Origin of the sequence: Halomonas sp. H5 (assembly GCF_050613175.1) — a bacterium.
Lineage (GTDB): Bacteria > Pseudomonadota > Gammaproteobacteria > Pseudomonadales > Halomonadaceae > Bisbaumannia > Bisbaumannia salifodinae.
Genome location: NZ_CP192510.1, coordinates 2,927,256 through 2,952,272, shown reverse-complemented (window position 1 = coordinate 2,952,272; position 25,017 = coordinate 2,927,256). Strand labels below are relative to the sequence as shown.

Sequence of the window (25,017 nt, the reverse complement as noted above, 5' to 3'; positions counted from 1 at the left end):
CGTGAATGGCCACGAATAAATGAGTGCAACGAACAACCGAACAGTGATGCAGGGAAGCAGCCACCATGAATATTCGTAGTCCCTCGAGTCGCTACGTCGCCATCCTCATCATCAACGCCCTTTTCTGGCACCCGGTCGTGGTCCTGGCCGACGGCATCGTCGTCGCCCCCGGCGCCGGCAACACCGCCCTGGATCGGGCCGGCAACGGCGTACCCGTGGTCGATATCGCGACCCCCAACGGGAGTGGGCTGTCGCACAACCGCTTCTCCGACTACAACGTCGACGAGGGGGGCGTCATTCTCAACAATGCCACCGGCAAACTGCAATCCACCCAGCTCGGCGGGCTTATCGTCGGCAACCCCAACCTGCGCGACCAGGCGGCGAGACTGATCGTCAACGAAGTCAATGGTGGCCGGCCCAGTCGACTCGAAGGCTATACGGAAGTGGCTGGTGCCGCCGCCGATGTGGTGGTGGCCAACCCCTACGGCATCACCTGCAACGGCTGTGGTTTCATCAACAGCCCGCGGGTGACGCTCTCCACGGGCCGACCCATCATCGAGGACGGTGATCTCGCGCGTTTCGCCGTCGACCAGGGGCGGGTCGCGATCGAAGGCCTGGGGCTCGATGCCACCCAGGTCGATCAGTTCGACATCATCACCCGAGCCGCCGAAATCAACGCCGAACTCCATGCCAACCGCCTGAACGTGATCACCGGGGTCAACGACGTCGACGCCGAGACCCTGGCGACCACGGCACGCCAGGGCACGGGTGAGGCTCCGGCACTGGCCATCGATGCCTCGGCCCTGGGCGGCATGTACGCCGGTAGCATCCGCCTGGTCGGCACCGAGAGTGGCGTAGGGGTCAGGCTGGCCGGGGATATGGCGGCCAGCGAGGGCGATATCCTCATCGACGCTAACGGCCACCTGCGCCTGGCCGATGCCTCCAGCACCGGCCAGGCGCAGGTCAATGCCACGCGCGCGACGCTGGGCGGCGATATTCATGCCAGCCAGGCCATCACCGTGCGCACCCGCGACAACCTCGACATCGACGGCAACCTGACCAGCGGCGGCGACATCACCCTCGACGCCGGACGGCGCCTCGCCAACCAGGGAGCCGTCATCGCCGGCATCGAGAACGACGTGCGCCGGGCCGGTGCCGACCTGACCCTCCGGGCAGACCGCCTCGATAACCATGGGTGGCTCGATGCTACCGAGCGCCTCGTGGTGACATCCGCCGATGCGCACAATCATGGCCGCCTGCTGGCCGATGAGATCGCCGTCGACGCCCGCCAGCAGGTGACCAATACCGGCACTATCCAGGGCGAGCGCGTGACCCTGACGAGTCGCACCGTTACCAACCGGGGCCAGGCGGCGACCCTGGCCGCCACCGCCTCGCTCGAACTCGATACCGACCATCTCGACAACCTCGGCGGCAGCGTGCAGTTCGCCCAAGGCCAGGACGTTCGGCTTGACCTCGAGCGTCTCGACAACAGCGGCGGGACCCTGAGCCTCGATGACGGTGACCTTCAGGGCCGCATTGGCACTCTGACCAATCGCGGCGGCCGCCTCACCGCCGATAGCATCGATCTCGACGCCGCCTCGCTGGATAACAGCAGCGAAGGCTTGATTGCCGCCACCGACGGTGACCTGACCCTCGACGTTGTCGATACCCTCGACAATAGCCAGGGCCGGTTGCAGGCCAGCGGCGACGTGGCGCTTACAGCCACCACGCTCACCAACAGCGACGGCACGATCGGCGGCGATACCGCCACGCTCACCATCGCCCAGGACCTGAGCAACGACGATGGCGTGATCAGCGCCGAGCACGCTGACCTCGCGCTTGAGGTCGGCACGCGGCTGGGTAATGCCGCGGGCCACCTCCAGGCACGCACCGGCACGCTGACGCTCAGCGCCGGCGAGGTCGACAACCGGGGCGGCGTCCTGTTGGCTGAGCAGGTCATCAATGCCCGTGTGGGCGGCGCGCTCGACAATGGTGCCCAGGGCGTGCTCACTGCCGACGCCATTACGCTCGACGCCAACCAACTGACCAATCACACCGGCAGCCTGGTCGGCGACCTGGTGACCCTGACGCTGGCTCGCCTCGACAACGATGCCGGGCTGATCAGTGCCAACCAGGGACTGCATCTCGACCTGGTCGGGGCGTTGAGCAATCGCGCCGGGCGCCTGCAGGTCACCGACGGCGAGCTGGTACTGAACGGCGGGGCGACGCTCGACAATACCCAGGGCACCCTGGTCGCCGATAGCCTGAGACTGACCGAGATCGGCACGATCGTTAACCGGCAGGGGGAACTGGTAGCCGGTACCGTCGATATCCAGGCAGCCTCGCTGGATAACAGCAGCGAAGGCTTGATTGCCGCCACCGACGGTGACCTGACCCTCGACGTTGTCGATACCCTCGACAATAGCCAGGGCCGGTTGCAGGCCAGCGGCGACGTGACGCTTACAGCCACCACGCTCACCAACAGCGACGGCACGATCGGCGGCGATACCGCCACGCTCACCATCGCCCAGGACCTGAGCAACGACGATGGCGTGATCAGCGCCGAGCACGGTGACCTCGCGCTTGAGGTCGGCACGCGGCTGGGTAATGCCGCGGGCCACCTCCAGGCACGCACTGGCACGCTGACGCTCAGCGCCGGCGAGGTCGACAACCGGGGCGGCGTCCTGTTGGCTGAGCAGGTCATCAATGCCCGTGTGGGCGGCGCGCTCGACAATGGTGCCCAGGGCGTGCTCACTGCCGACGCCATTACGCTCGACGCCGGCCAACTGACCAATCACACCGGCAGCCTGATCGGCGACCTGGTGGCCCTGACGCTGGCTCGCCTCGACAACGATGCCGGGCTGATCAGCGCCAACCAGGGACTGCATCTCGACCTGGTCGGGGCGTTGAGCAATCGCGCCGGGCGCCTGCAGGTCACCGACGGCGAGCTGGTACTGAACGGCGGGACGACGCTCGACAATACCCAGGGCATCCTGGTCGCCGATAGCCTGCGACTGACCGAGATCGGCACAGTCACCAACCGCCAGGGTAAGCTCATCGCCGATGCCATCGCGCTGGATGCCGCTTCACTCGACAACACGGATGACGGTCTCGTCGCGGCAGGCGTGGGGGGCATAGGCATAGCGCTGTCGGGCGCCCTCGACAATCGCCACGGCAAGGTGCAGTCAGACCAAGCGCTGGCCATTGCCGCGCAGCATATCGACAATCGCAACGGCGCGATGCTTGGCGATGGCTTCCAGCTTACTGCCGAACACGTGCTTAACCGGGGCGGCGCCGTGCTTGGCGGGACGGCCGGGAGCCGCGTGACGTTAGTCGATAGCGCCACCGCCCGTCTCGACAACCGCGACGGTGCCATCGATGCCCTGGACGGCCAACTGACCCTGCGCGCCACTGCCGGCACTCTTGATAACCAGGGCGGCTCGCTGAGCGGGGAGCGGCTCGCTATCGACGTCGCCACTTTCGTCAACGACGGCGGGCAGGCCGTGGCCGGCGCCGAGGGACTGTCGCTCTCCGCGCAGCAGCTCGACAACCGCAACGGCCTGGTGATCACCCAGGACGGTGCGCTCGATACGTACTTCGGCTTGCTGCAGAATCAGGGCGGCGCCCTGCAGGGCGACAGCGCCACCTTCACCGGCGACACCCTGGTCAATGCCGACGATGGCCTGATTGCCGGCCTCGATGGCCAGGTGACGATGGTGCTGACCAACGGTCTCGACAATCGCGATGGCCGGGTCCTCGCCAACGGCACGCTCGGTATCGACCCGCCGTTTATCGACAACCGCCAGGGGCAGTTGGCAGGACGCACCGTTCGCCTGGAAGCCGGTCATCTCGACAACGCCGGTGGCATGATCGAAGCCACCGAGAACCTGACGGTCGACGCCGAACGACTGACCAATACCGATGGCGAGCTGCGCGCCCTGGGCGGTGACGATAGCCGCCTCACCATCGCCGGCACCTTCGACAACCAAGATGGCCGGGTCGAACTGGCCAGCGACGATGCCACTCTGGAGGCCGGCACCCTACGCAACGGTCAAGGGCAACTCCAACATGCCGGCGGCGGCCTGTTCCAGATCACCGCCAACCGCCTCGCCAACGTCGGTGGCCAGATGCAAGGTACCGGTAGCGGCCAGGTGACGCTGGACCGGCTCGACGACGTCGGCCAGTGGCAGTTCAACGGCGCGCTCGGCTTTGACCTCGACCAGGGACTGACTCTCGCCGCCGGCGACCGAATCGCCACTGCCGGTCGTCTGACCCTCAACCTGGCCAGCCTCGATAATCGCGGCGAGTTGCTCGCCAACGACGCCCTCACCCTGACCACCAGCGGCGACATCACCAACCACGGCCTGATTTCCACCCAGGGTGACCTCGCCGTCAGTGCCCGCCACCTCACCCAGCGCGGCGGACGCCTGGCCGGCGGCGGCACCTCGACCTACCGTCTCGGCGGTACCCTCGACAACCTGGGTCGCCTGACCGGCGTAGGCAATGTCGATATCACCACCGCTTACCTCGACAACCGCGGCACCCTGGGCAGCCAGGCGGACCTGAGAATCGTCAGCCGTGGCGGCATCGACAATGGTCCCGATACCTTGCTGTTCGCCGGTGGCGACATGACCCTTCGCGGCACGCGCCTGGTCAACCGCTACGGCGATATCTACAGCCGGGGCAATCTCGACGTCGCGCGTAACGACCGGCATGCCTTGGCTGATCGCCTCGAGAACCGCTCGGGAACGATCGAGGCGGAGGGAGATATCGCGCTCTATGCCGAGGCTATCGTCAACACCAAGGATGAGTATCAGGAAGACCAGGTACTTCAGGAGCGCAGCCTATCCGCTACGGCCTATGCCGTAACAAGCTCTCATCGAGAGTATTACAGTGGTGGGCGTGATAGCGACAAAGGCTGGATCTGGGTCTCTGACGGGGTGCTTTGGAGCTTTGCCGAGTATGAGCTTCAGGAACAGTACAAGACTGAGGTTGCACAGGACTCACCCGCAGCCCGGCTGGTCGCCGGTGGCGATATGGCGATACGTGCCGGTGACCTCGAAAATGCCAATAGCCTGATAGCGGCAAACGGCAATCTGCATATCCAGGCCGATACGCTGGAGAATCGAGGTGCGGGACGTGAATCGGTCTTCAAGTTGACCTCCTACGGTGACCCCCAGGCCTTGGCGGGGCTGACTCCCAACGAAGAAGAGTGCCGCCCCTTCTCCCCATGTTTCGATTATAGAAACGGTAGCCGTGGATATTGGGTCAAGGAATCCTTGCTTCCTGACGATCTTGCCGCCAGTGTCGCCGACTGGAACGCCAGCGACGGGCTCGATGCGCAAGGGCAGGATCTCCCCTTGCCGGAGGCGCTGGCGGGTTCCGAACAACTCAGCCAGGTCGTGACGCGGACACCACTCGACAGCGCGGGCGCGGCGGTGATTCAGGCCGGTGGCCGGGTCTCGATCGATGTCGCCAACCGCCTCGACAACGGCCAGATCGAAAACCAGGTACGCGAACAGTTAAGCGGCAACCTCGCCGACACGGCGCCGCCTGATGTCGTCGACTCCCTCGATATCACCCTCAACCGCCGCACCGATAACACTGACACGCGCAGTGCCAGAGAACTCCATCGCGTCGCTCGCAGCGATGCGTCTGCCACGGATAGCCTTGCCTCGACCGATCTCGATGTCGCCATGGTGGAGGCCGGTCAGTCAACGGTCGATCCGGGCGAGATGGCGGTCGCTCCGGGTGACGTGGCCAGCTACCGCGACGTGCCCTTCGAGCGTATCGCGCCGACCCAGCTCGCCTCGTTCCGCTTGCCGCGGGGACGCTATGGGCTCTTCGTCCGCAATACTTCGCCACACAGCCGTTATTTGGTCGAGACCAACCCCGAGTTCACCAGCGCCGAGCGGCTGATGGGCTCCGACTACCTGCTCGACAAGCTGGGCTACAGCGATGATGGTGCCTACCAGTTACTCGGCGACGGGCGCTACGAGTCGCGGCTGATTCGCGATGCCGTGCTGGCCAATACCGGGCAGCGTTTCCTCGAGGACTCCCTGAGCGACGACTACGCCCAGTATCGCCACCTGATGGACAACGCCGTGGCGGCCAGGGACGCCCTGCAGCTCAGCGTCGGCGTCGGCCTGACGCCGGCGCAGACCGCGGCGCTTACCCACGACATCGTGTGGCTGGAAGAACAGCAGGTCGACGGCGAGACGGTGCTCGCCCCGGTGCTCTATCTCGCCCAGGTCGACGAGCGCAACGTGCGTGGCGCAAGCCTGATCCAGGGCCGCGACATCGACCTGATCACCGGCGGCGATCTGGTCAATGTCGGCACCATCCGCGCCGGCGACGACCTCACCGCGTTGAGCGGGGGCTCGATTCTTCAGGGCGGCCTGGTCGAGGCGGGCCAGCGCCTGGCGCTGAGCGCCCGCGACTCGATCCGCAACGCCCTGGCCGGCGAGATTCGCGGCGGCCGGGTCAGCCTGGCGGCGCGCGAGGGCGATATCGTCAACGACCGCACCGCGGTCACCGCCGGCCACGCGCGTTCCTATGCCACCTATCTCGACCAGGGCGGGCTGATCAGCGCCCGCGACGGCCTGGACCTGAGCGCTGGGCGCGATATCGTCAACCGCGCCGAGATCGCCAGTCAGGGCGACGTCGCTTTCCTCGCGGGGCGCGATATCGTCAGCGAAGCGGTGGCCGATGCCCGCCGCCAGGTCAACGGCTATGCAGCGGGTGTCGGGGAAGGCAGCGAACGCACCACGCAACTCGGCGCCAGTATTTCGGCAGGGGGCGATGCCGCGCTGAGCGCCGGCCGTGACATGAGGCTTACCGCCAGCACGATCGACGCCGACGGTGCCCTGAGCGTGGCGGCGGCCCGCGATATCCGCCTCGACGCCGCTGAGGACACCACCCACGACTGGGGCGGGACCGGCTCCCGCCGGTGGTATGGGAGACAGCGTACCGATGAACGCACCACCACCCAGGTCGGCAGCCAACTGAGCAGCGGCGGTGACACCGACCTCGGCGCCGGACGCGACGTGCGCCTGGCCGCCAGCGAGATCGATAGCCGCGCGGGCCTGGCCATCACGGCGGGCAACGATATCGTCCTCGACGCCGCCGAGAACACCAGCCAGACCCAGACCGATGAGTGGCGTCGCGAGTCGCAAACCCGCACGGTCGAACAAGCCGGCAGCACGCTGACGGCCAGCGACGACATCGCCCTCCAGGCGCAGCGCCACCTCACCGCCATCGCCAGCCGTGCCGAGGCCGGCGGCGACCTGGCGCTCGACGCCGGTGGCGACCTCACCCTGGCCGCGGCGGCCAATGTCAATCACCACGAATCCCACACCCGTACCACCGACTGGATCAGCCGCCGGGTGCGCCAGCAGGGCAGCGACATGCTGGCCGGCGGCGACCTGACGCTGCGTAGCGGGCGCGACCTGCGGCTGATCGCCAGCCAGGCCGCGGCGGGCGACGACGTCGTCCTGATCGCCGGTCGCGACGTCGAACTGCTCGCCGCCAATGACCAGGACTACTCCCTCTACGAAAAGGAAGAGCGCGGCCTGTTCAGCAGCCGTTACCAGCGCGACGAAATCAACGATCTGCGCGCCGTGGGCAGCCACCTCGAGAGCGGTAATGATCTCACCGTGATCAGCGGCGTCGACCAGCGCTACCAGGGCGCCCGCCTCGAGGCCGGTAACGACCTGACCCTGGCCAGCGGCGGCACGGTCCGCTTCGAGGCCGCCAGCGACGTCCACACCGAAGCCCACGAGAAGCACAGCGGCAACTTCGCCTGGCAATCGTCGCGGGGCGAAGGACGCACCGACGAGACCCTGCGTCAGAGCGAGCTGCTCGCTCGGGGCGAGCTGGTCATCCAGGCCGCCGACGGCATCGTCGCCGAGGTACCCGAGATCGATGCGCAAAGCGTGCGCCAGACCGTCGACGCCCTGGTGGCCGCCAATCCCGACCTCGCCTGGCTGCAGGACATGGAAGCACGCGGCGATATCGACTGGCGGCGGGTCAGGGCGATCCACGACAGTTGGGAGTACGAACAATCCGGGCTGGGCGCCGGGGCCGCACTGGCGATAAGCATCGTCGCCGCGGCGGTGGCGGGACCGGCCGTGGCGGGGGCCCTGCAAGCCGCGGGCAGCGGCGCCGTCGTTGCTGCCGCGGGTGGTGCGATGGCCGGCTCGCTGGCGGGGACCGGCGCGGTTAGTGTGATCAACCACCGTGGCGACCTGGGCGCCACGTTCGACGACACCTTCTCCAGCGACAGCCTGCGTGGCGCGGCCACCGCCGCCATCAGCGCCGGCATCGCCAACGGCCTGGATGGTGCCTGGGGGAGCATCACCAACCCGACCACCGGCGCCACCGGCGGGCTGGACCTGGGCACTCTCGACGGCATTGGGCGCTTCGCCGGCCAGCGTGCCACCCAGGCGGCCCTCGACGCCGGCGTGCGCAGCGCCATCGAGGGCGGCAGCGTCGGGGACCACCTCGACGCTGGTCTCGAGGATGCCCTGGCACACGTGGTCAGCGGGGTGCTGTTCCACGCCGTGGGCGATCAGGCGCAAAGGCGTGACTGGGCGGAAGGCGGCCCCGAGAAGGTCGCCCTGCATGCCCTGGTCGGGGGCAGTGTGGCCGAAGCCATGGGCGGCGACTTCCGCAGCGGCGCCCTGGCGGCGGGGGCCAGCGAGGCGCTGGTCGATCGGCTGGTGGAAGACGGCTACGAGCGGCAGGTCCTGAGCAACACCGTGGCGCAGCTGGTGGGCATAGTGGCCGCCGAATTCAGCGGCGGCGACGCCAATGAGGGTGCCTTTATCGCCGGCCAGGTGGAGTCCTACAACCGCCAACTGCACCCGCGCGAGCGCGACCTTATCGCCGAGCAAGCCGCGACGATGGAAGCCCAACTGGGCTCGCCTCGGCTCGAGGACGTCACCTGGTCTGACATGATGGCGCTGGTGTCCGGGGCACAACTCGACGCGCAGCAGGCGGCCCGGTTCGACACCCTGCTGGCGGAACTGGACAACACCTCCAACGCCAACAACCCGTTGTACCAGCGTTTCCTGGAGGACCTGCAGACTGCCCAGGCTGCCATGGGTGGCCTAGCGGCACGCCATCAGAACGAATCCCTGAGCTGGGCCGATGGCCAGCCGATCACCGCCCATGGGGAAGAGGTCACGGCCTTCCAGGCCACGCAGGCGCAGTATCGGGATGGTGGGCTGTTTGGCCAAGTCGAAGCTGGTACCGCTGGGCTTGGGGCGCTGGGACTCTTCACGCAATATGGTGCAGGGCAGGCGAGTCAGCATTATGGAGAGGTCGCCGATATCGGCGCCTCGGCACCGCCAATGGATGAGGTGTATGATCGGGCCTATTGGAACGCCCTGGGCGGTGGTGCCGAGTCGAGCACGATTGATGTCGATCTTGCCCTGGCTCTGACGGGGACGGGCGCTGGTGCGAGAGCCGTCTCGCTGGGTGCCCGAGGGCTCAGGAGCTGGCTGCAGGCGAGGGTTAGTGGAAGAACAGTTATAGACAATGTTGGGCCATCACCAAGGACACCTGTTGGACGACTTGGTCAACAAACTAATTTTCCGAACCCGAATGCACCGGCTCCTAGAAATTCTCCGACGACGATTAATGGCCGAGATTATAGCGGGCATGCAATTGATAGAATGCAGGAGCGTGGATTTACGCCTTCTGTTATTGAAAATGCTATAAAAAGCGGCGCTCGAAGCGAGGGTAATAAGCCTAACACTACGGTATTTGCAGATGGTGGAAACAAACTTCGTGTTATTATTAATTCTGAAACTGGGCGTGTTATTACAGTGATCGGGGGTGGTAAGTGAGTATAAGATCTGATAGGGAGGTGACGCTTTATGATAGGGTCCGTGAGGCTGTTCACTACCGGTGGGACCCAATAGGAGTTGCCGATTACTCGGAAGAGATGGGAGAGTACGATGGTTATATCCCCGCCCTCTGCAAGCTCCTAGAGGAGGGCGCAAGCCCTGAGCAGATTTTTGAGTATTTGTGGGCAATAGAAATAGGCTCTATGGGGCTAAGTGGCGATAGAAAATCAACGAAAGAGTTCTCTGCTTGGCTTTGCCGTTTAGCAGGATCTGCCAGATAAGTGAACGGTTGTCACCATGGCCAACTGCAACACTTAATGCCGATCTTTAACAATTAGTTCGATTTCGTGCCACTCGAGAGGGGTGCCCTCTCGAGTGGGCGAGCCTAAGACATTGCAGCGTCGACCAGTAGTATCAGGGCGACGCCGACTTCCAGGCGGGACGCGATATCGTCCTCGACGCCGCCGAGGACGCAACCCAGACTCAGACCCGCGGCGGGCGGCGACGCCGTCCTGATCGCCGGTCGCGACGTCGAACTGCTCGCCGCCAATGACCAGGACTACTCCCTCTACGAAAAGGAAGAGAGTGGCCTGTTCAGCAGCCGTTACCAGCGCGACGAAATCAACGACCTGCGCGCCGTGGGCAGCCACCTCGAGAGCGGTAATGATCTCACCGTGGTCAGCGGCGCCGACCAGCGCTACCAGGGCGCCCGCCTCGAGGCCGGTAACGACCTGACCCTGGCCAGCGGCGGCACGGTCCGCTTCGAGGCCGCCAGCGACGTCCACACCGAATCCCACGAGAAGCACAGCGGCAACTTCGCCTGGCAATCGTCGCGGGGCGAAGGACGCACCGACGAGACCCTGCGTCAGAGCGAGCTGCTCGCTCGGGGCGAGCTGGTCATCCAGGCCGCCGACGGCATCGTCGCCGAGGTGCCCGAGATCGATGCGCAGACCGTCAGCCAGACCATCGACGCCATGGTCGAAGCCGACCCCGACCTCGCCTGGCTCCAGGACATGGAAGCACGCGGCGATATCGACTGGCGGCGGGTCAGGGCGATCCACGACAGTTGGGAGTACGAACAATCCGGGCTGGGCGCCGGGGCCGCACTGGCGGTGGCCATCGTCGCCTCGGTATTCGTGGGACCGGCCGCCGCCGGCATGCTCGGGGCCACCGGTGCCACGGGCGCGGCGGTCAGTGCCGCGGCGTCTTCACTGGCTACCACCGCCACCGTAAGTGCGGTCAACCACCGCGGCGACCTGGGCGATGTGTTCGACGACACCTTCTCCAGCGACAGCCTGCGCAGCGCCGCCACCGCCGCCATCAGCGCCGGCATCGCCAACGGCCTGGATGGTGCCTGGGGGAGCACCACCAACCCGACCACCGGCGCCACCGGCGGGCTGGACCTGGGCACTCTCGACGGCATTGGGCGCTTCGCCGGCCAGCGTGCCACCCAGGCGGCCCTCGACGCTGGCGTGCGCAGCGTCATCGAGGGCGGCAGCTTCGGAGACCACCTCGACGCTGGTCTCGAGGATGCCCTGGCGCACGTGGTCAGCGGGGTGCTGTTCCACGCCGTGGGCGATCAGGCGCGGAATAACCACTGGGCGGAAGGCGGCCCCGAGACGGTCGCCCTGCATGCCCTGGTCGGGGGCAGCGTGGCCGAAGCCATGGGCGGCGACTTCAAGACCGGCGCCCTGGCGGCGGGGGCCAGCGAGGCGCTGGTGGAGCACCTGGCCGAGCTGGTCAATAACGACCCGCAACTGCTGGTGGCCGCGTCGCAGATCACCGGCATCGTCGCCGCCGAGCTGACGGACGGCGATGTGAATCAAGGCGCTGAGATCGCCGGGCAGGGGACGCGGTACAACTACCTGTCGCATGCGCAGAAGGCGCAGCGTGACCGCGAGCTGGCCGAGTGCGAGGACGTGGCTTGCCAGCTCGAAACGCGGGTGCGCTGGGGCGCTACCGATGTTGGACAAGACGCCTCGTTGGCGGCAGGTGTCGTGGCCGGTGTCCCGGTCGAGATGATGAACACTGTGGAAGGCCTGCTGGCGCTGCTGGATGGGGACACCTATGTCGCACTTTACGAACTCTTGCAACAGGATGATGTGCTGTCGATCATTGGGGAAGGCCTCAAGGACGAGTACACGCAGCGCATCGACACGCTGCAGGCCGAGTATCAGCGAGCCGGTGCCGACGGCGCGTTCAACGCCGGGATTGAAACCGGCAGGCTGCTGACCGATGTCGCGGGCGTGCTTACCGGTGGTATGGGGGTGGCCAGGGGCGCGGGAGGCCTTGCTGGCAGACTTGGTGCTCTCGGCACGACAAGAGGGATCGGTGGGGTTGTAAGCCGGACCGAAACCGGCATGCAATGGGGGCGGGGAATTCAAGGGCAAGGCATGCCGTGGGAGGATTTCCTTGCGTCACAACTACCAGTCGGCTCTCGCTTGCCGCCGAACTTCAAGACGTTTGATTTTTATGATGAAGCAAGCGGTGTGGCGACTAGTGCCAAGACTTTGGATACGATGACCTCGGCTAAACGTGCCAATCCAAGCCAAGTGTTTTCATCTATCAGGAGCAATGTAGATGCAGCAGTGAATTTTTCGGGGTATCGTCTGAGTGGACAGTCAGTGACACCAGATATGATTACTAGTGAACGTATAGAAATTGCAGTGCCTTCTGGAACGACTCAAGCACAATTTGAACAAATTGATCGTGCTGTCCAGTATGGGGCGGATAGGGGTGTAACAGTAAATATCACGGTGATCGAATGAGCGATGTTGTGAAAAAAAATTGGGCCCATTCATATATGAATGATGAGTTCGTTCAGGTTGAGACATGTTCTGGCTATCGCGGAGGATATTCTGATCCAGAAGGGCGGCGATTCCAGTTATTTCCGGGGGCCTCAGATAATGAAATTGGTGAGGCTTTGTTGAGCGCTCTGGTAAGAAGTCGCTTTATCCATCCTAATGAAGATCGGTCATTTTTTGATATTCGCGGCCGTGTGGTGCCTCAGTATCAAGAGTGGGTAAAAGAGATGATGGATCAATACGGTTATAAGACCAAGCGGGCCATGTTTAAGAACATGAAGAGCTGTAGTGTTGTAAGCCAAGATGGCACAATAACTATTCGTCCAAGTCATCATGAAAAGCTTGAAGCTTGGAGTGGTGACGGGATTGGCGAAAGCGATTACGTGGTGATTCCCGCCGATAGCTCTCCTGCCGAGGTAGGAGCTGCACTTCGGTTGGCGTTCAGTCGGTGCACATAGTACTTCTCAAGATAAATCGAGTGCTGCGCTAACAGATCTTTAACAACAGATTTTATTTTGAACCATTTGGGGAGGGTTGCCCTCCCCAAATGGATCAGTCTAATACGCTACTTCGCCGACCAGACCTATCAGGGCGCCCGCCTGGACCTGAGCGCCGGGCGCGATATCGTCAACCGCGCCGAGATCGCCAGTCAGGGCGATGTCGCCTTCCTCGCGGGGCGCAATATCGTCACCGAAGCGGTGGCCGATGCCCGCTTCGCCGGCCAGCGCGCCGCGCAAACGGCCATCAACGCCGGCGTGAGCACCGCCATCGAGGGCGGCAGCCTGAGTGACAACCTCGAGGCCGGCCTCGACGACGTACTGACCGAAGTGGTTTCCGCCGTACTGTTCGACGCCATAGGCGACTATGCCCATGAGCAGGACTGGGCGGAGGGAGGCCTCGAGAAGGTCGCCCTGCATGCCCTGGTCGGGGGCAGTGTGGCCGAAGCCACGGGCGGCGACTTCAATACCGGCGCCCTGGCGGCGGGGGCCAGCGAGGCGCTGGTGGATCGGCTGGTGGAAGACGGCTACGAGCGGCAGGTCCTGAGCAACACCGTGGCGCAGCTGGTGGGCATAGTGGCCGCCGAACTGACCGGCGGAGACGCCAATGAGGGTGCCTTTATCGCCGGACAGGTGGAGTCCTACAACCGCCAACTGCACCCGCGCGAGCGCGACCTTATCGCCGAGCAAGCCGCGACGATGGAAGCCCAACTGGGCTCGCCTCGGCTCGAGGACGTCACCTGGTCTGACATGATGGCGCTGGTGTCCGGGGCACAACTCGACGCGCAGCAGGCGGCCCGGTTCGACACCCTGCTGGCGGAACTGGACAACACCTCCAACGCCAACAACCCGTTGTACCAGCGTTTCCTGGAGGACCTGCAGACCGCCCAGGCTGCCATGGGTGGCCTAGTGGCACGTCATCAGAACGAATCCCTGAGCTGGGCCGATGGCCAGCCGATCACCGCCCATGGGGAAGAGGTCACGGCCTTCCAGGCCACGGAGGCGCAGTATCGGGATGGTGGGCTGTTTGGCCAAGTCGAAGCTGGTACCGCTGGGCTTGGGGCGCTGGGACTCTTCACGCAATATGGTGCAGGGCAGGCGAGTCAGCATTATGGAGAGGTCGCCGATATCGGCGCCTCGGCACCGCCAATGGATGAGGTGTATGATCGGGCCTATTGGAACGCCCTGGGCGGTGGCGCCGAGTCGAGCACGATTGATGTCGATATTGGCCTGGCTCTGACGGGGACGGGCGCTGGCGCGAGAGCTGTCTCGCAGGGTGTCAGGAGCTGGCTGCAGGCGAGGGTTGGGGCGAGAGCAACAACTAATGCCTCGAATTTTGATGGGATTGTCTCCAACGTTCCCGGCCAAGTAATGGGGCGATTTGATGCACGAAGAGCAGGACCTCTTGGAAACACACCGGATTCACTTGCTGGGACGTTCTCAGGAGGGCGTTATGCGACAGTAGAGCTAACAGAGCCAATGATACTCCATCGAGCATGGTCTCCGTCCCAGCGAGAATTTGGTGGCTTCTGGAGTATGGAAACACCAATAGGCTCGTTGCAGTCGAGGATTGACTCTGCACTATTACCAGAGTGGGGACAAGTACGAGGTAATCCTTTCCGAAGCCAGGCTACTGACTACACCACCGTTCGGGTACCCCAGGGAATGAAAGTCCATGTGGTGAAGTTGGTAGTCAAGGTGGAGCTTGGGTTGGTGGTGGCAGCCAGGTTCTAATTGAAGGTGGGGTACAGGAAGCCTGGAAGATCGGAGGAGGAACTCTTAGGTGAGTAGCCAATGTGGAGCTTGCAATATCCGGAGCAGACGAAATTTTTCTGGCTGGAGTGACTATGATGAATTTTCTAAACTATTAATAAATAACACAAATTTAGTAGAGGTGGTTGTAGGGAGTCCTTATGCCAATGTGGGGCTCCATGAAAAGTGGTACCAGTGTGTGAAATGTGCACGTGTATACCGCCTAGTGGAGCCAGATCCTCCATTCGAAGGCCTTTGGGAAGAGGTGAATAGGATAAGTTAAGGGAGGGGCTCAAAGACCAAATGCAATGCCTTCTCCTGGTCTTTAACAATTTGTTCTCTTGCATCTGGCTGGGAGGATACCTTTTCCCTGGCTAGATGCTGCCGTAATGTGATGATTAGGTGTCCGCATCCTCTTCTAGGCATTCGGCGCGGCTATACGTCTGACTTGCCAAGGAAGTAGCGGCCTGATTCCTCGAGGAGATACGAAAAAACCGCCCGGCCAGTTGGCCGGGCGGTTTCTTTCAGCGTGGTCCCACCAGCGCTCAGGCGGTGGCGGAGGCCTTGCTGCCGACCACTTCCTCGAGGGCGGCCTCGACGATGTCCAGGCCTTCTTCGAGGACGGCGTCCTCGATGGTCACCGGCATCAGGAAGCGGATGGAGTTGCCCCAGAAGCCGCAGGAGAGCAGGATCAGGCCCTTCTCCTTGGCCTTCTGGCACAGCTTGGCGGCCAGTTCCGGGGCCGGGGTGCGCGAGGCCTTGTCGGTGACCAGCTCGAAGGCGGCCATGGAGCCCAGGTTACGGCCGTTGTCCACCGCCTCGAAGTCGTCCTGCCACTTGGCGAAGCGTTGGGCCAGCTTGTTGCCCAGGGCGGCGCTCTTCTCGAGGATATTCTCGGACTCGATGGCCTCGATCACCGCCAGGGCCGCGGCGCAGGCCAGGGGGTTACCGCTGTAGGTGCCGCCCAGGGAGTTGGGGCCGGAGGCGTCCATCACCTCGGCGCTGCCCACCACCGCGGAGAGCGGCATGCCGTCGGCCATGGACTTGGCCATGGTCATGATATCGGCCTGGATGCCGCTGTGCTCCAGGGCGAACAGCTTGCCGGTACGACCGAAGCCGGACTGCACCTCGTCGGCGATCAGCAGGATGCCGTGCTCGTCGCACAGCTTACGCAGGGCCTGAAGGAAGGCCGGGGAGGCGGCATAGAAGCCCCCCTCGCCCTGCACCGGCTCGATAACGATGGCGGCGGTGCGGTGCGGCGCGATATCGGTCTTGAAGACGGTCTTCAGGGCCTGGAGGGAGTCCTCCTCGCTGATGCCGTGGTAGGGCACCGGGAAGGGGGCGCGGAAGACGTCACCCGGCATGGGGCCGAAGTCGTTCTTGTAGGGCAGTACCTTGCCGGTCATGGCCAGGGTCATGAAGGTGCGGCCGTGGAAGCTGCCATCGAAGCAGATCACGCCGCTGCGGCCGGTGGCGGCGCGGGCGATCTTGATGGCGTTCTCCAGCGCCTCGGCGCCACTGTTGACCATCATCGCCTTGGCCTCGCCCTTGATCGGGGTCAGCTGGCAGAGCTTCTCGGCCAACTGCACATAGGGGGCGTAGGAGATCACGGTCTGGCAGGTGTGCATCAGCTTGTCGAGCTGGGCCTTGACCGCCTCGACCACCTTGGGGTGACGGTGACCCAGGTTGAGCACGCCGATGCCGCCGGCGAAGTCGATGTAGCGCTTGCCCTCGACATCCCACAGCTCGGCGTTTTCGGCGCGCTCGACGAACTGGGGAGAGGGGCTGGCGGCACCCTTGGCCACGTAGCGCTGCTTGAGCTCGTTGAGTTGAGCGTTATTCATGAGTAAGCCTCCTTTGGTCGATGGGGCGTGCGCTTACAGGCCGCCGATACACACATACTTTAGTTCAGTAAAGTCCTCGAGGCCGTGGTGCGAGCCTTCGCGGCCCAGGCCCGATTCCTTGACACCGCCGAAGGGCGCCAGTTCGGTGGAGAGGATGCCCTCGTTGACCGCCACCATGCCGTACTCCAGGCTCTCCATCACGTTCCAGATGCGGCGATAGTCGCGGGCATAGAAGTAGGCGGCCAGGCCGAACTCGGTGGCGTTGGCCATGGCGATGGCCTCCTCGTCGGTGTCGAAGCGGAACACCGGCGCCAGGGGGCCGAAGGTCTCCTCGGTGGCCACCTTCATCTCGCTGGTCACGTCGGCGACCACGGTGGGCTGGAAGAAGGTACCGCCCAGCGCGTGGGGCTCGCCGCCGCAGATCAGGCGACCGCCCTTGTCGAGGGCATCGCGCACATGGCTCTGCACCTTCTCGACGGCGGCCGGGTTGATCAGCGGGCCCTGGGAGACGCCCTCCTCCAGGCCGTTGCCGACCTTGAGCCGGGCGACCCGGGCCGCCAGCTTCTCGAGGAAGGCCTCGTAGACGCCGGCCTGCACCAGCACCCGGTTGGTGCACACGCAGGTCTGGCCGGAGTTGCGGTACTTGGAGGCCACGGCGCCCTCCACGGCGGCATCCAGGTCGGCGTCGTCGAAGACGATAAAGGGCGCGTTGCCGCCCAGTTCCATGGCCGCCTTCTTGACGGTGCCGGCGCACTGGGCCAGCAGCCTCTTGCCCACCGGGGTGGAGCCGGTGAAGGAGACCTTGCGCACCCGCGGGTCGGTGGTCAGCACCTCGCCGATGGCGGCCGGCTTCTCGGCGGTGACCACGTTGAGCACGCCGGCGGGCAGGCCGACCTGTTCGCCCAGGCGCACCAGGGCCAGGGCGGTCAGCGGGGTGGCCTCGGCGGGCTTGATCACCACCGGGCAGCCGGCGGCCAGCGCCGGGGCGCACTTGCGGGTGATCATCGCCAGCGGGAAGTTCCAGGGGGTGATGGCGGCCACCACGCCGATCGGCTCACGCAGCACCAGGATGCGCTTGTCGACGCCATGGCTGGGCAGGGTCTCGCCGGCCATGCGCTTGGCTTCCTCGGCGTAGAACTCCACGAAGGAGGCGCCGTAGGCCACCTCGCCGCGGGACTCGGCCAGCGGCTTGCCCTGCTCCAGGGTCATCAGCCGCGCCAGGGCCTCCTGGTTGGCCATGATGGCCTCGTACCAGGCGCGCAGCAGGGCGGCGCGCTCCTTGACCGGGCGCTTGCGCCAGTCGGCCCAGCTGGCCTCGGCGGCGGCCACCGCCTCGCGGACTTCGTCGGCGCCCAGGTCCGGCACCTCGGCGATCAGCTCGCCGGTGGCGGGGTTGGTCACGGCGAAGCGACGCTCGGCATCGCGCCACTGGCCACCGATATAGGCCTTGGGAATCAGGAAGTCGGGCAGGACGGACATGGCTCCTCCAGGGGGTGTTGTCATCATATTGAACGCAGTGTGCATTATTTAAAACGTTGCGCCAAGCCCCTCCCTGTTAATTATTTTTGCCGGCCATGCGGCGCAACGCGGGGACCCCGAAACGCCAGAGTGCTCGGGCGACAGGCATGATGATTCAGCCCCCATCCTGGGGCATGACGAGTCGTCCGCGACGAGGTTGCCCGGGCGAGGCGTGTTGGAAATATGTAACGCGCCCAGGGTGAGTCCCTCGGCGGGGGCGCCCACCGTCGAGGACGAACTCACCGGATGACGCCCCGCCATCGGCGCCGCCGCCGCTTTCCGCTACACTAGGCGCCGATTGCGATTGCATATGAGTGTCGAGGTGAGTCTTGGTTGATCCCCTGAACGCCTGGTGGGCCCAGCAACTGGTGTTGTGCGGTTGGGCCTTCGAGCCCGATCCCACCGTCGTGGATGCCGCCATGGCGGCGAGTCGCCTCGCCGAGCTGGGCTGCGCCGATCGTGGCGAGCTGGGCTGGCGCCTGGTGGCCGCCCTGGTGCCCGGGCCGGAGAATGCCGCCGAACAGCTGGCCGCCCTGGAGCTGCTGGCGCTGGCCGCCGCCGCCGGCTGGCTGCCCGAGGCCCGGGCGCGGGCCTGGGTGCGTCGCCTGGCGGAAAGCATCAGCGCCCACTACGGGCGCCTCGATGACTGGCTGCAGGCGGTGATGCATGCGCGTAGCGCCGAGGGCTGGGTACGCGGCGATGATGGCCTTTTCGATGCCTGCGAGGCCCTGGCGGTGCTGGAGCACCAGGACGAGGGCATCACCTGGGAGCGGCTCGCCGAGACCCTGGCGCGGCGTTCGCCGTCGGCTTCGCTGTGGCCCGATGCCCCCGAGGAGTCGGTATGGCGGCTGCGGGCGGCCTTCTCGCCGGTGGTGGCCCTGCCGCCGGCGGCGGGAATCGATTGGCCCGAGGCCCAGGCCTGGCTGCGCGAGGTGTGGCGGGTCGAGAACCGCGATGACCTGCTGCGCCTGTTGCTGTGGCTGAGTGCCCAGGGCGATCGCTACGGCTGGGACCTGGATGCCAGCAAACTGCTCGATCAGGCCCCCGAGGCGCGTCACCAATGGCTCGATGGCCTCGGCGAGGGGCGCCCCTATGGCCAGGTGCTGCTGGGCTTCCTGTCCCGTGGCGAGCCCCTGGAGTGGGCGGCCTGGGACTGGATGCGGCTGATCGATCTGGCCTATGCGGGCTGGAGCCTGGAGTGGCTCGGTGCCGAGGAGGCCCAGGCCTTCGCCACCCATGCCGCCGATCTGCTGCACCACCGCTACAGCGACTGGTTGGCCCTGGTCAGCGCCTACCAGCGGGGGCGCAGTCTCTACGAGGGGCGCGACGGCATGGCCGAGCTGGAGCGGGACTGGGGCCTGTTGCTGCACTCGCCGGGCAGCCCCTGGCGCTTCGATATGCACCAACTGGTCAGCGATGACCAGCAGCGGGCCGCCTCGGCGGCGCTGCGCGCCTGGCGCCGCGACCCGCGCCACTGGGTACTGAGCCTGGCGGCGGTGCGTGAGCCCGACCTGTTGTTCCGTCAGGGGCCCGACCTCTCCCTGGACGAGGCGCGCCGGGATGATGCTCGCCACTACCTGCGCGAGAGCCTGGGCCTCTATCCGGAGGATGGCGTGGCCGGCCTGGCCCGCTACTGGTTGCCCGCCCAGGCACACCACCTCAACCAACTGGCGGCGGACGCCCAGCATCGGGCGCTGCCCGCCCTGGAGACCCCCTTCGGGCGTTCCGCCACGGAGGCGGTGACGCTGCGTGAACGGCTCAAGGGCTGCAGCCGGTATGCGGCCACCATCCATATGGCCGAGAAGTACGCCTTCTATCTGCAGATGGCCATGGACAGCGGCGACTTCGAGGCCGCGGGGCTGGCCGAGCTGGCGGAGGCGCTGCGCAGCGTGCTGTGCCGCTTCTACCCCACGCCACGCCGCCTGCTGGAGGCCTGGGCCCAGTGGGAACAGGCGCTGCCGGAGGGGGAGCAGCCGCCCATGCACCACGAGATTCGCTGGCACCTGGAGGATCCCGGTAGCCCCTTCCTCTACCTGGACTGGCAGGCGTCGGATTGGCAGGAACCGGGGCCGCGCCCCGACCTAACCCGCTTTACCGCCCTCTCCCTGGTGGGGCCGCTGAATGCCGGGGCCTGGAGCGAGCCGCTGGCGGAGAGCCCCCGGGAGGTGGCGGCGATCCGTGAGTGGATCGATGGCCACTATGGCCTGCAGAGCGCCGAGGGACTGCGTGATTTCCTCGATTTCCTGCTCGCCTCCGGGGATCGCCAGGAGTACCAGATCAACTATGCCCCCTATACCCTGAACGACAAGCGCCTGGAGGCGGAGATCGCCATCCTCGAGTCCGATGACTGCGGCGAGGAGGAGCGCAATCACCTGCTGCGCCTGCAGCGGGTGCGCGACAACGACGCCGGCTGCAGCGAGGTGGACATGACCGCCTGGGATATCGCCCAGGCGGTGGACCTGGCCATCGCCGGGCGTCAACTGGGCTGGCTGGACGCCGAGGCCTTCGGTGCGGTGCTCGATCGTGCCCTGACCCTGGCCCAGGCCCACTACTCCGGCTGGGAGAGCTATGCTCGCGGGCTCTATGCCGGCTTCGCCTTCTTTATGGGCGAGACCGAGGAGCGGGAGCAGTACCTGACCAGCTTCCGGGAGGCCCTGGTGGCCTGGCTCAGCGGGGCGCCGCCGCTGGCCGGCAGTTGGGCGAGCCTCGACTTCCCCGGGGCGCGGCCCCGCCACTGGGCGCCCATGCATATTGATACCCTGCCCGGCGATGCCCGGACCCTGCATTAGGTATCAACGCCTGCTACGACGACCGATCGACTCGGGCAATAGGCTTCCCAAGCCTCTGAAAGATCGACTATAGTCGTTACGATTTTTTGGCGCCGCTCCCACCTGTCGGGGGGCGGCCTATCCGCAGAGACCGACAGGCCGCTATGGCAGCGGCGTCCCTGGGGCACCCCTGCCATAGCGACACCCGGCCCGCGTCGGGAGCGTGGGGAGCAAGGAGTGATTTCAAGGAGTGAAAGTGTCGCTATTGAGTCGGCGTACCTGGCCCCGAGGGCTACGAATGGCGGGGGCCGGCCTGTTGCTGGCGGTGCTGGCCGGCTGTGCCTCGGCTCCGCGGGAACCGTCCGGGAGCGAGGAGGTGGCCTATTTCGATCGTTCGCTGCCGTCGCTGGCCGATGGTGCCTTGATGTCGCCCCGCGAGGATGGCGCCTCCCTGGACTTCTCCAATCCGGCCCTGGCCCGGGTGCGCCAAGCCCTGCTGGATGCCCATGAGCGCTGGGTGGGCACGCCCTACCGGCTGGGCGGTAGCTCGTCGCGGGGCATCGACTGCTCGGCGCTGGTACAGCGGGTCTTTCAGGACAACTTCCGCATCGAGCTGCCGCGCACCACCGATGACCAGGTCCATGAAGGCACCCCGGTGGCCCGGGACGAGCTGCTGGTGGGCGACCTGGTCTTCTTCCGCCCCCCCGGCGCCTACAACCATGTGGGCATCTATGTGGGGGAGGGCTACTTCCTGCATGCCTCCACCTCCCAGGGGGTGATCCTCTCCGAACTGGACAACGTCTACTGGCGCCGCCACTACTGGCAGGCCCGGCGTCCCATGGAACCCGAGCAACTGGTCCAGCGTACCACCTGGTTCGATTCCTAAGCCCGGCGCCTAGACGGCTATAACTGCTGCCGATGGGCCAGGGCATCGTCGACGAAGGCCTGCTCGGCCCGCGGGTTAGGCTCCTGAGCGCGGACGCCGCCCGGCGCCTATATCGCTATAACTGCTGCCGATGGGCCAGGGCATAGTCGACGAAGGCCTGCTCGGCCCGCGGGTTAGGCTCCTGAGCGCGGACGCCGCCCGGCGCCTATACCGCTATAACTGCTGCCGATGGGCCAGGGCATAGTCGACGAAGGCCTGCTTGGCCCGCGGGTTAGGCTCCCGAGCGCGGGCGCCGCCCGGCGCCTAGACGGCTATAGCTGCTGCCGATGGGCCAGGGCATAGTCGACGAAGGCCTGCTCGGCCCGGGACAGACGGGCGCCGGCCTTCCAGGCCAGGGCCAGGTCGAGCCAGGCCGGCGGCGAGAAGGGCACCGCCGCCAGGGCCGGGTCGTCCACCACCCGACGCAGGAAGGTGGTGATGCCGAAGCCCTGGCGCACGATCGCCTTGGTCAGCGGGATCAGGTTCGATTCGAAGTCCACCTTCGGCTCGCAGCGGTGCTGTCGAGCCAGCCCCTCCACGAACTCGCGATGAAAGTAGCCGGCCTGGAAGAGCACCAGCGGCTCGCCGAAGAAGGCCTCCGGGGTGACGGCGTCGCGGTGGGCGAAGGGGTGATCGCGCCCCACGCAGACCACCATCTCCTCCCGCAGCAGGGGCCGGCGCGTCAGGGGGGTATCGCCACGCGCGTCGTCCATCACTACCCCCAGGTCCAGCTCGCCCTCCTGGATACGCCGCTGCAGGCTGCGCGTGCCGCCCTCCACCACCGTCATGCGAATGCCGGGATAGCGCGCCTTGAAGCCCATCAGCAGCGGCGGCAGGTAGTAGGAGCCGAGCATGGAGGGCAGCCCCAGGCGCAGCTCGCCCTTGACCAGGTCGTGCAGCTCGCGCATGGCCAGCGCGGTCCCCTGGGCCTGGGCCAGTAGCTCCCGGGCCTGGCGGCACAGTACCTCGCCCTCGGGGGTCAGGCTGACGCGCCGTTCCTGGCGGTGCAGGAGCGTCAGGCCCAGGCGCCGCTCCAGGGTGGCGATACGCTGGCTGACCGCCGACTGGGCCATATGCAGGCGCCGCCCGGCGGCGCTGAAGCCACCGCACTCCGCCACCGCCAGGAAGACCTCCAGGCCGCGCAGGTCGAAGGGTAGGCTCATAAGCTATTCCGATGGCTGTGATCTAAATAAACGGTTTCACTTATCCATTGTGCGACGGCGATCATGGGCTGCCAAGTCGGAGCCCGTCATGATTCCACTGCACAGCCGCGCCTGGTGGCGCGCCACCCTGGCCCTCTGCCTGGGATCCATCATCGTCTTCGTCAATCTCTATGCGCCCCAGCCGCTGCTGCCGGCACTGCGCGAGCTGCATGGCGTCTCGACCCTGGCCGCGGGCCTGGTGATGTCCGCGGCGACCCTGGCGGTGGCCCTGGCGCTGCTCGGCTTCGGTCCGCTCTCCGACGCCCTGGGGCGGGGTGCCATCATGCGCCTGACGCTGCTGCTTGGCGCTCTGGCCACCCTGGGCCTGGCGCTGGTGCCTGGCTTCGAGGGACTGCTGCTGCTGCGGGTGCTCCAGGGCCTGGTGCTGGGCGGGTTGCCGGCGGTGGCCATCGCCTGGATGGGCGACGAGTTCGAGCCCCGGGCGCTGAGTGCGGCGGTGGGCCTCTATATCGGCGCCAATACCCTGGGGGGGATCGGTGGGCGCTTGCTGGGCGGCGCCGCGGGAGAGTGGTGGGGCGTGGAGGCCGCCTTCCTGCTGATCGGCGGCCTCAGCCTGGTCGGGGTGGCGCTGTTCTGGTGGTTATTGCCCCGCGCGCGGCACTTCCGGCCTGCTCCCCTGGCGCCCCGGGCAATCGCCGCCGGGTTGGCCGCCCAGCTGCGGCATCCGCCGCTGCTGGGGGCCTACCTGCTCGGCGGGCTCAGCTTCCTGGTCTTTATCAACCAGTACAGCTACCTGACGTTTCGCCTGAGCGAGGCGCCCCACGGGCTCTCGTCGCGCTGGCTGGGGTTGCTGTTCCTGACCTATCTGGGCGGGACCCTGGGCGCTTCGCTGTCGGGGCGGATAACGCGGCGTTTCTCCCCGCCCCGGGTGATGGCATTGGGCATCGGCCTGCTGATGCTGGGCAGCCTGGGGACCCTGAGCGATTCCCTGGCGGGAATTCTCGCCGCCCTGACCCTCAATGCCTTCGGCTTCTTCCTGGCCCATGCCACCGCCTCGGCCTGGGTGGGGCTGCACGCCAGGGGCGCGCGGGGCAGCGCCTCGGCGCTCTACCTGGTCTGCTACTACCTGGGGGCCAGCCTCGGCACCCTGTACCTGGAGCCCTTCTGGCGGCTCTGGCAGTGGCCCGGGGTGGTGGCGGCCTCGCTGGCCCTGCTGCTGGTGCCCCTGGGCATCGCCCTCGCCCTGGGGCGCTGGGCCAGCGACCGGCCACTTCAGGGCAGCGGCAGGCCGCCGGCCTCGTTGCCCCAGACCTCCGCCAGGCGATCATCGCGACCACAGGCGGACTTGTAGAAGCGGTAGCGCAGCGGGTTCTTCTGGTAGTAATCCTGGTGATAGGCCTCGGCGGGATAGAAAGCCTCGAAGTCGCTGATCTCGGTGGCGACCTCGCGACCGAAGCGCTCCTCCACGGCGGCCAGGCTGGCTTCGCCCAGCTCGCGCTGCTCGGCATTCATCGGGAAGAGGGCGCTGCGGTAGGAGTCGCCGGCATCGCAGAACTGGCGATCCACCGCGAAGGGGTCGATATTGCGCCAGAACACATGCAGCAGGTCCTGGTAGTCGACCACGTCGGGGTCATAGGTTACCTCCACCACTTCGGCATGGCCGGTGCCGCCGGCCACCACCCGCTGGTAGCTGGGGGCCTCTACCTGGCCGCCGCTGAAGCCGGATGTCGTCGAGAGCACGCCTTCGACCTTGTCATAGGCCTCCTCGACGCACCAGAAGCAGCCCCCGGCGAAGACCGCCCGGGCCGGCTCCTGGGCCTGGGCGAAAGCGCCGAGGAGGAGCAGGGGAGTCAACAGGAGTGCAGAGAGGGGGCGCATGGGGAATCCTCGTCGCT

Annotated in this window: 11 protein-coding genes; 7 read left to right on the top strand and 4 right to left on the bottom strand. The window is 66.0% G+C overall.

Annotation, left to right across the window (positions count from 1 at the left end; translation table 11 throughout):
* The first annotated feature begins 65 nt into the window (after nucleotides 1-65).
* From ACQ1W9_RS13665 to ACQ1W9_RS13650, 4 genes are all read left to right on the top strand, one after another.
* Nucleotides 66-9,851 (top strand): DUF637 domain-containing protein, encoded by a 9,786-nt coding sequence (locus tag ACQ1W9_RS13665; RefSeq protein ID WP_431023858.1) that lies wholly within the window; start codon nucleotides 66-68, stop codon nucleotides 9,849-9,851.
* A 392-nt stretch (nucleotides 9,852-10,243) separates the two neighbouring features.
* The gene (locus tag ACQ1W9_RS13660; protein WP_431026450.1) at nucleotides 10,244-12,619 is read left to right on the top strand and encodes a DUF637 domain-containing protein; all 2,376 of its coding nucleotides are present in this window, start codon (nucleotides 10,244-10,246) and stop codon (nucleotides 12,617-12,619) included.
* Entirely contained in the window at nucleotides 12,616-13,113 is a 498-nt protein-coding gene (locus ACQ1W9_RS13655; RefSeq protein WP_431023857.1) for a contact-dependent growth inhibition system immunity protein, read from the top strand. Before ACQ1W9_RS13660 ends, ACQ1W9_RS13655 begins: the two co-directional genes overlap by 4 nt.
* Nucleotides 13,114-13,170: 57 nt before the next feature.
* Nucleotides 13,171-14,886, top strand: coding sequence for a DUF637 domain-containing protein (locus tag ACQ1W9_RS13650; protein ID WP_431023856.1), 1,716 nt, complete (start codon nucleotides 13,171-13,173; stop codon nucleotides 14,884-14,886).
* Nucleotides 14,887-15,449: 563 nt separating this feature from the next.
* Here ACQ1W9_RS13650 and gabT read toward each other — a convergent pair.
* A complete protein-coding gene (gene gabT, locus ACQ1W9_RS13645) occupies nucleotides 15,450-16,748 on the bottom strand; it encodes a 4-aminobutyrate--2-oxoglutarate transaminase (RefSeq protein ID WP_431023855.1) in 1,299 nt (432 codons plus the stop codon).
* A gap of 33 nt (nucleotides 16,749-16,781) precedes the next feature.
* Entirely contained in the window at nucleotides 16,782-18,227 is a 1,446-nt protein-coding gene (locus ACQ1W9_RS13640; protein ID WP_431023854.1) for an NAD-dependent succinate-semialdehyde dehydrogenase, read from the bottom strand.
* Between the two features lie 368 nt (nucleotides 18,228-18,595).
* Here ACQ1W9_RS13640 and ACQ1W9_RS13635 point away from each other — a divergent pair, with 368 nt between their 5' ends.
* Nucleotides 18,596-21,055 carry a DUF1266 domain-containing protein gene (locus tag ACQ1W9_RS13635; protein WP_431023853.1) on the top strand — a complete coding sequence of 820 codons (2,460 nt, stop codon included), beginning with the start codon at nucleotides 18,596-18,598 and terminating at the stop codon, nucleotides 21,053-21,055.
* A 235-nt stretch (nucleotides 21,056-21,290) separates the two neighbouring features.
* Nucleotides 21,291-21,920, top strand: coding sequence for a C40 family peptidase (locus ACQ1W9_RS13630; protein WP_431023852.1), 630 nt, complete (start codon nucleotides 21,291-21,293; stop codon nucleotides 21,918-21,920).
* Between the two features lie 311 nt (nucleotides 21,921-22,231).
* Here ACQ1W9_RS13630 and ACQ1W9_RS13625 read toward each other — a convergent pair whose 3' ends face one another.
* Nucleotides 22,232-23,122 carry a LysR family transcriptional regulator gene (locus ACQ1W9_RS13625; protein ID WP_431023851.1) on the bottom strand — a complete coding sequence of 297 codons (891 nt, stop codon included), beginning with the start codon at nucleotides 23,120-23,122 and terminating at the stop codon, nucleotides 22,232-22,234.
* An 88-nt stretch (nucleotides 23,123-23,210) separates the two neighbouring features.
* On the opposite strand from ACQ1W9_RS13625, the gene ACQ1W9_RS13620 reads away from it, so the two are divergent.
* Nucleotides 23,211-24,473 (top strand): MFS transporter, encoded by a 1,263-nt coding sequence (locus tag ACQ1W9_RS13620; RefSeq protein WP_431023850.1) that lies wholly within the window; start codon nucleotides 23,211-23,213, stop codon nucleotides 24,471-24,473.
* Here the strand turns inward: ACQ1W9_RS13620 and msrA are convergent.
* A complete protein-coding gene (gene msrA, locus ACQ1W9_RS13615) occupies nucleotides 24,395-25,000 on the bottom strand; it encodes a peptide-methionine (S)-S-oxide reductase MsrA (protein ID WP_431023849.1) in 606 nt (201 codons plus the stop codon). The genes ACQ1W9_RS13620 and msrA overlap by 79 nt on opposite strands.
* Nucleotides 25,001-25,017 lie beyond the last annotated feature (17 nt).

Bases quoted from the DNA above. Each gene is read 5' to 3' on its own strand.
- ACQ1W9_RS13665 (WP_431023858.1), top strand. From the start codon at position 66: ATGAATATTCGTAGTCCCTCGAGTCGCTACGTCGCCATCCTCATCATC.
- ACQ1W9_RS13655 (WP_431023857.1), top strand. From the start codon at position 12,616: ATGAGCGATGTTGTGAAAAAAAATTGGGCCCATTCATATATGAATGAT.
- gabT (WP_431023855.1), bottom strand. From the start codon at position 16,748: ATGAATAACGCTCAACTCAACGAGCTCAAGCAGCGCTACGTGGCCAAG.
- ACQ1W9_RS13640 (WP_431023854.1), bottom strand. From the start codon at position 18,227: ATGTCCGTCCTGCCCGACTTCCTGATTCCCAAGGCCTATATCGGTGGC.
- ACQ1W9_RS13625 (WP_431023851.1), bottom strand. From the start codon at position 23,122: ATGAGCCTACCCTTCGACCTGCGCGGCCTGGAGGTCTTCCTGGCGGTG.
- ACQ1W9_RS13620 (WP_431023850.1), top strand. From the start codon at position 23,211: ATGATTCCACTGCACAGCCGCGCCTGGTGGCGCGCCACCCTGGCCCTC.
- msrA (WP_431023849.1), bottom strand. From the start codon at position 25,000: ATGCGCCCCCTCTCTGCACTCCTGTTGACTCCCCTGCTCCTCCTCGGC.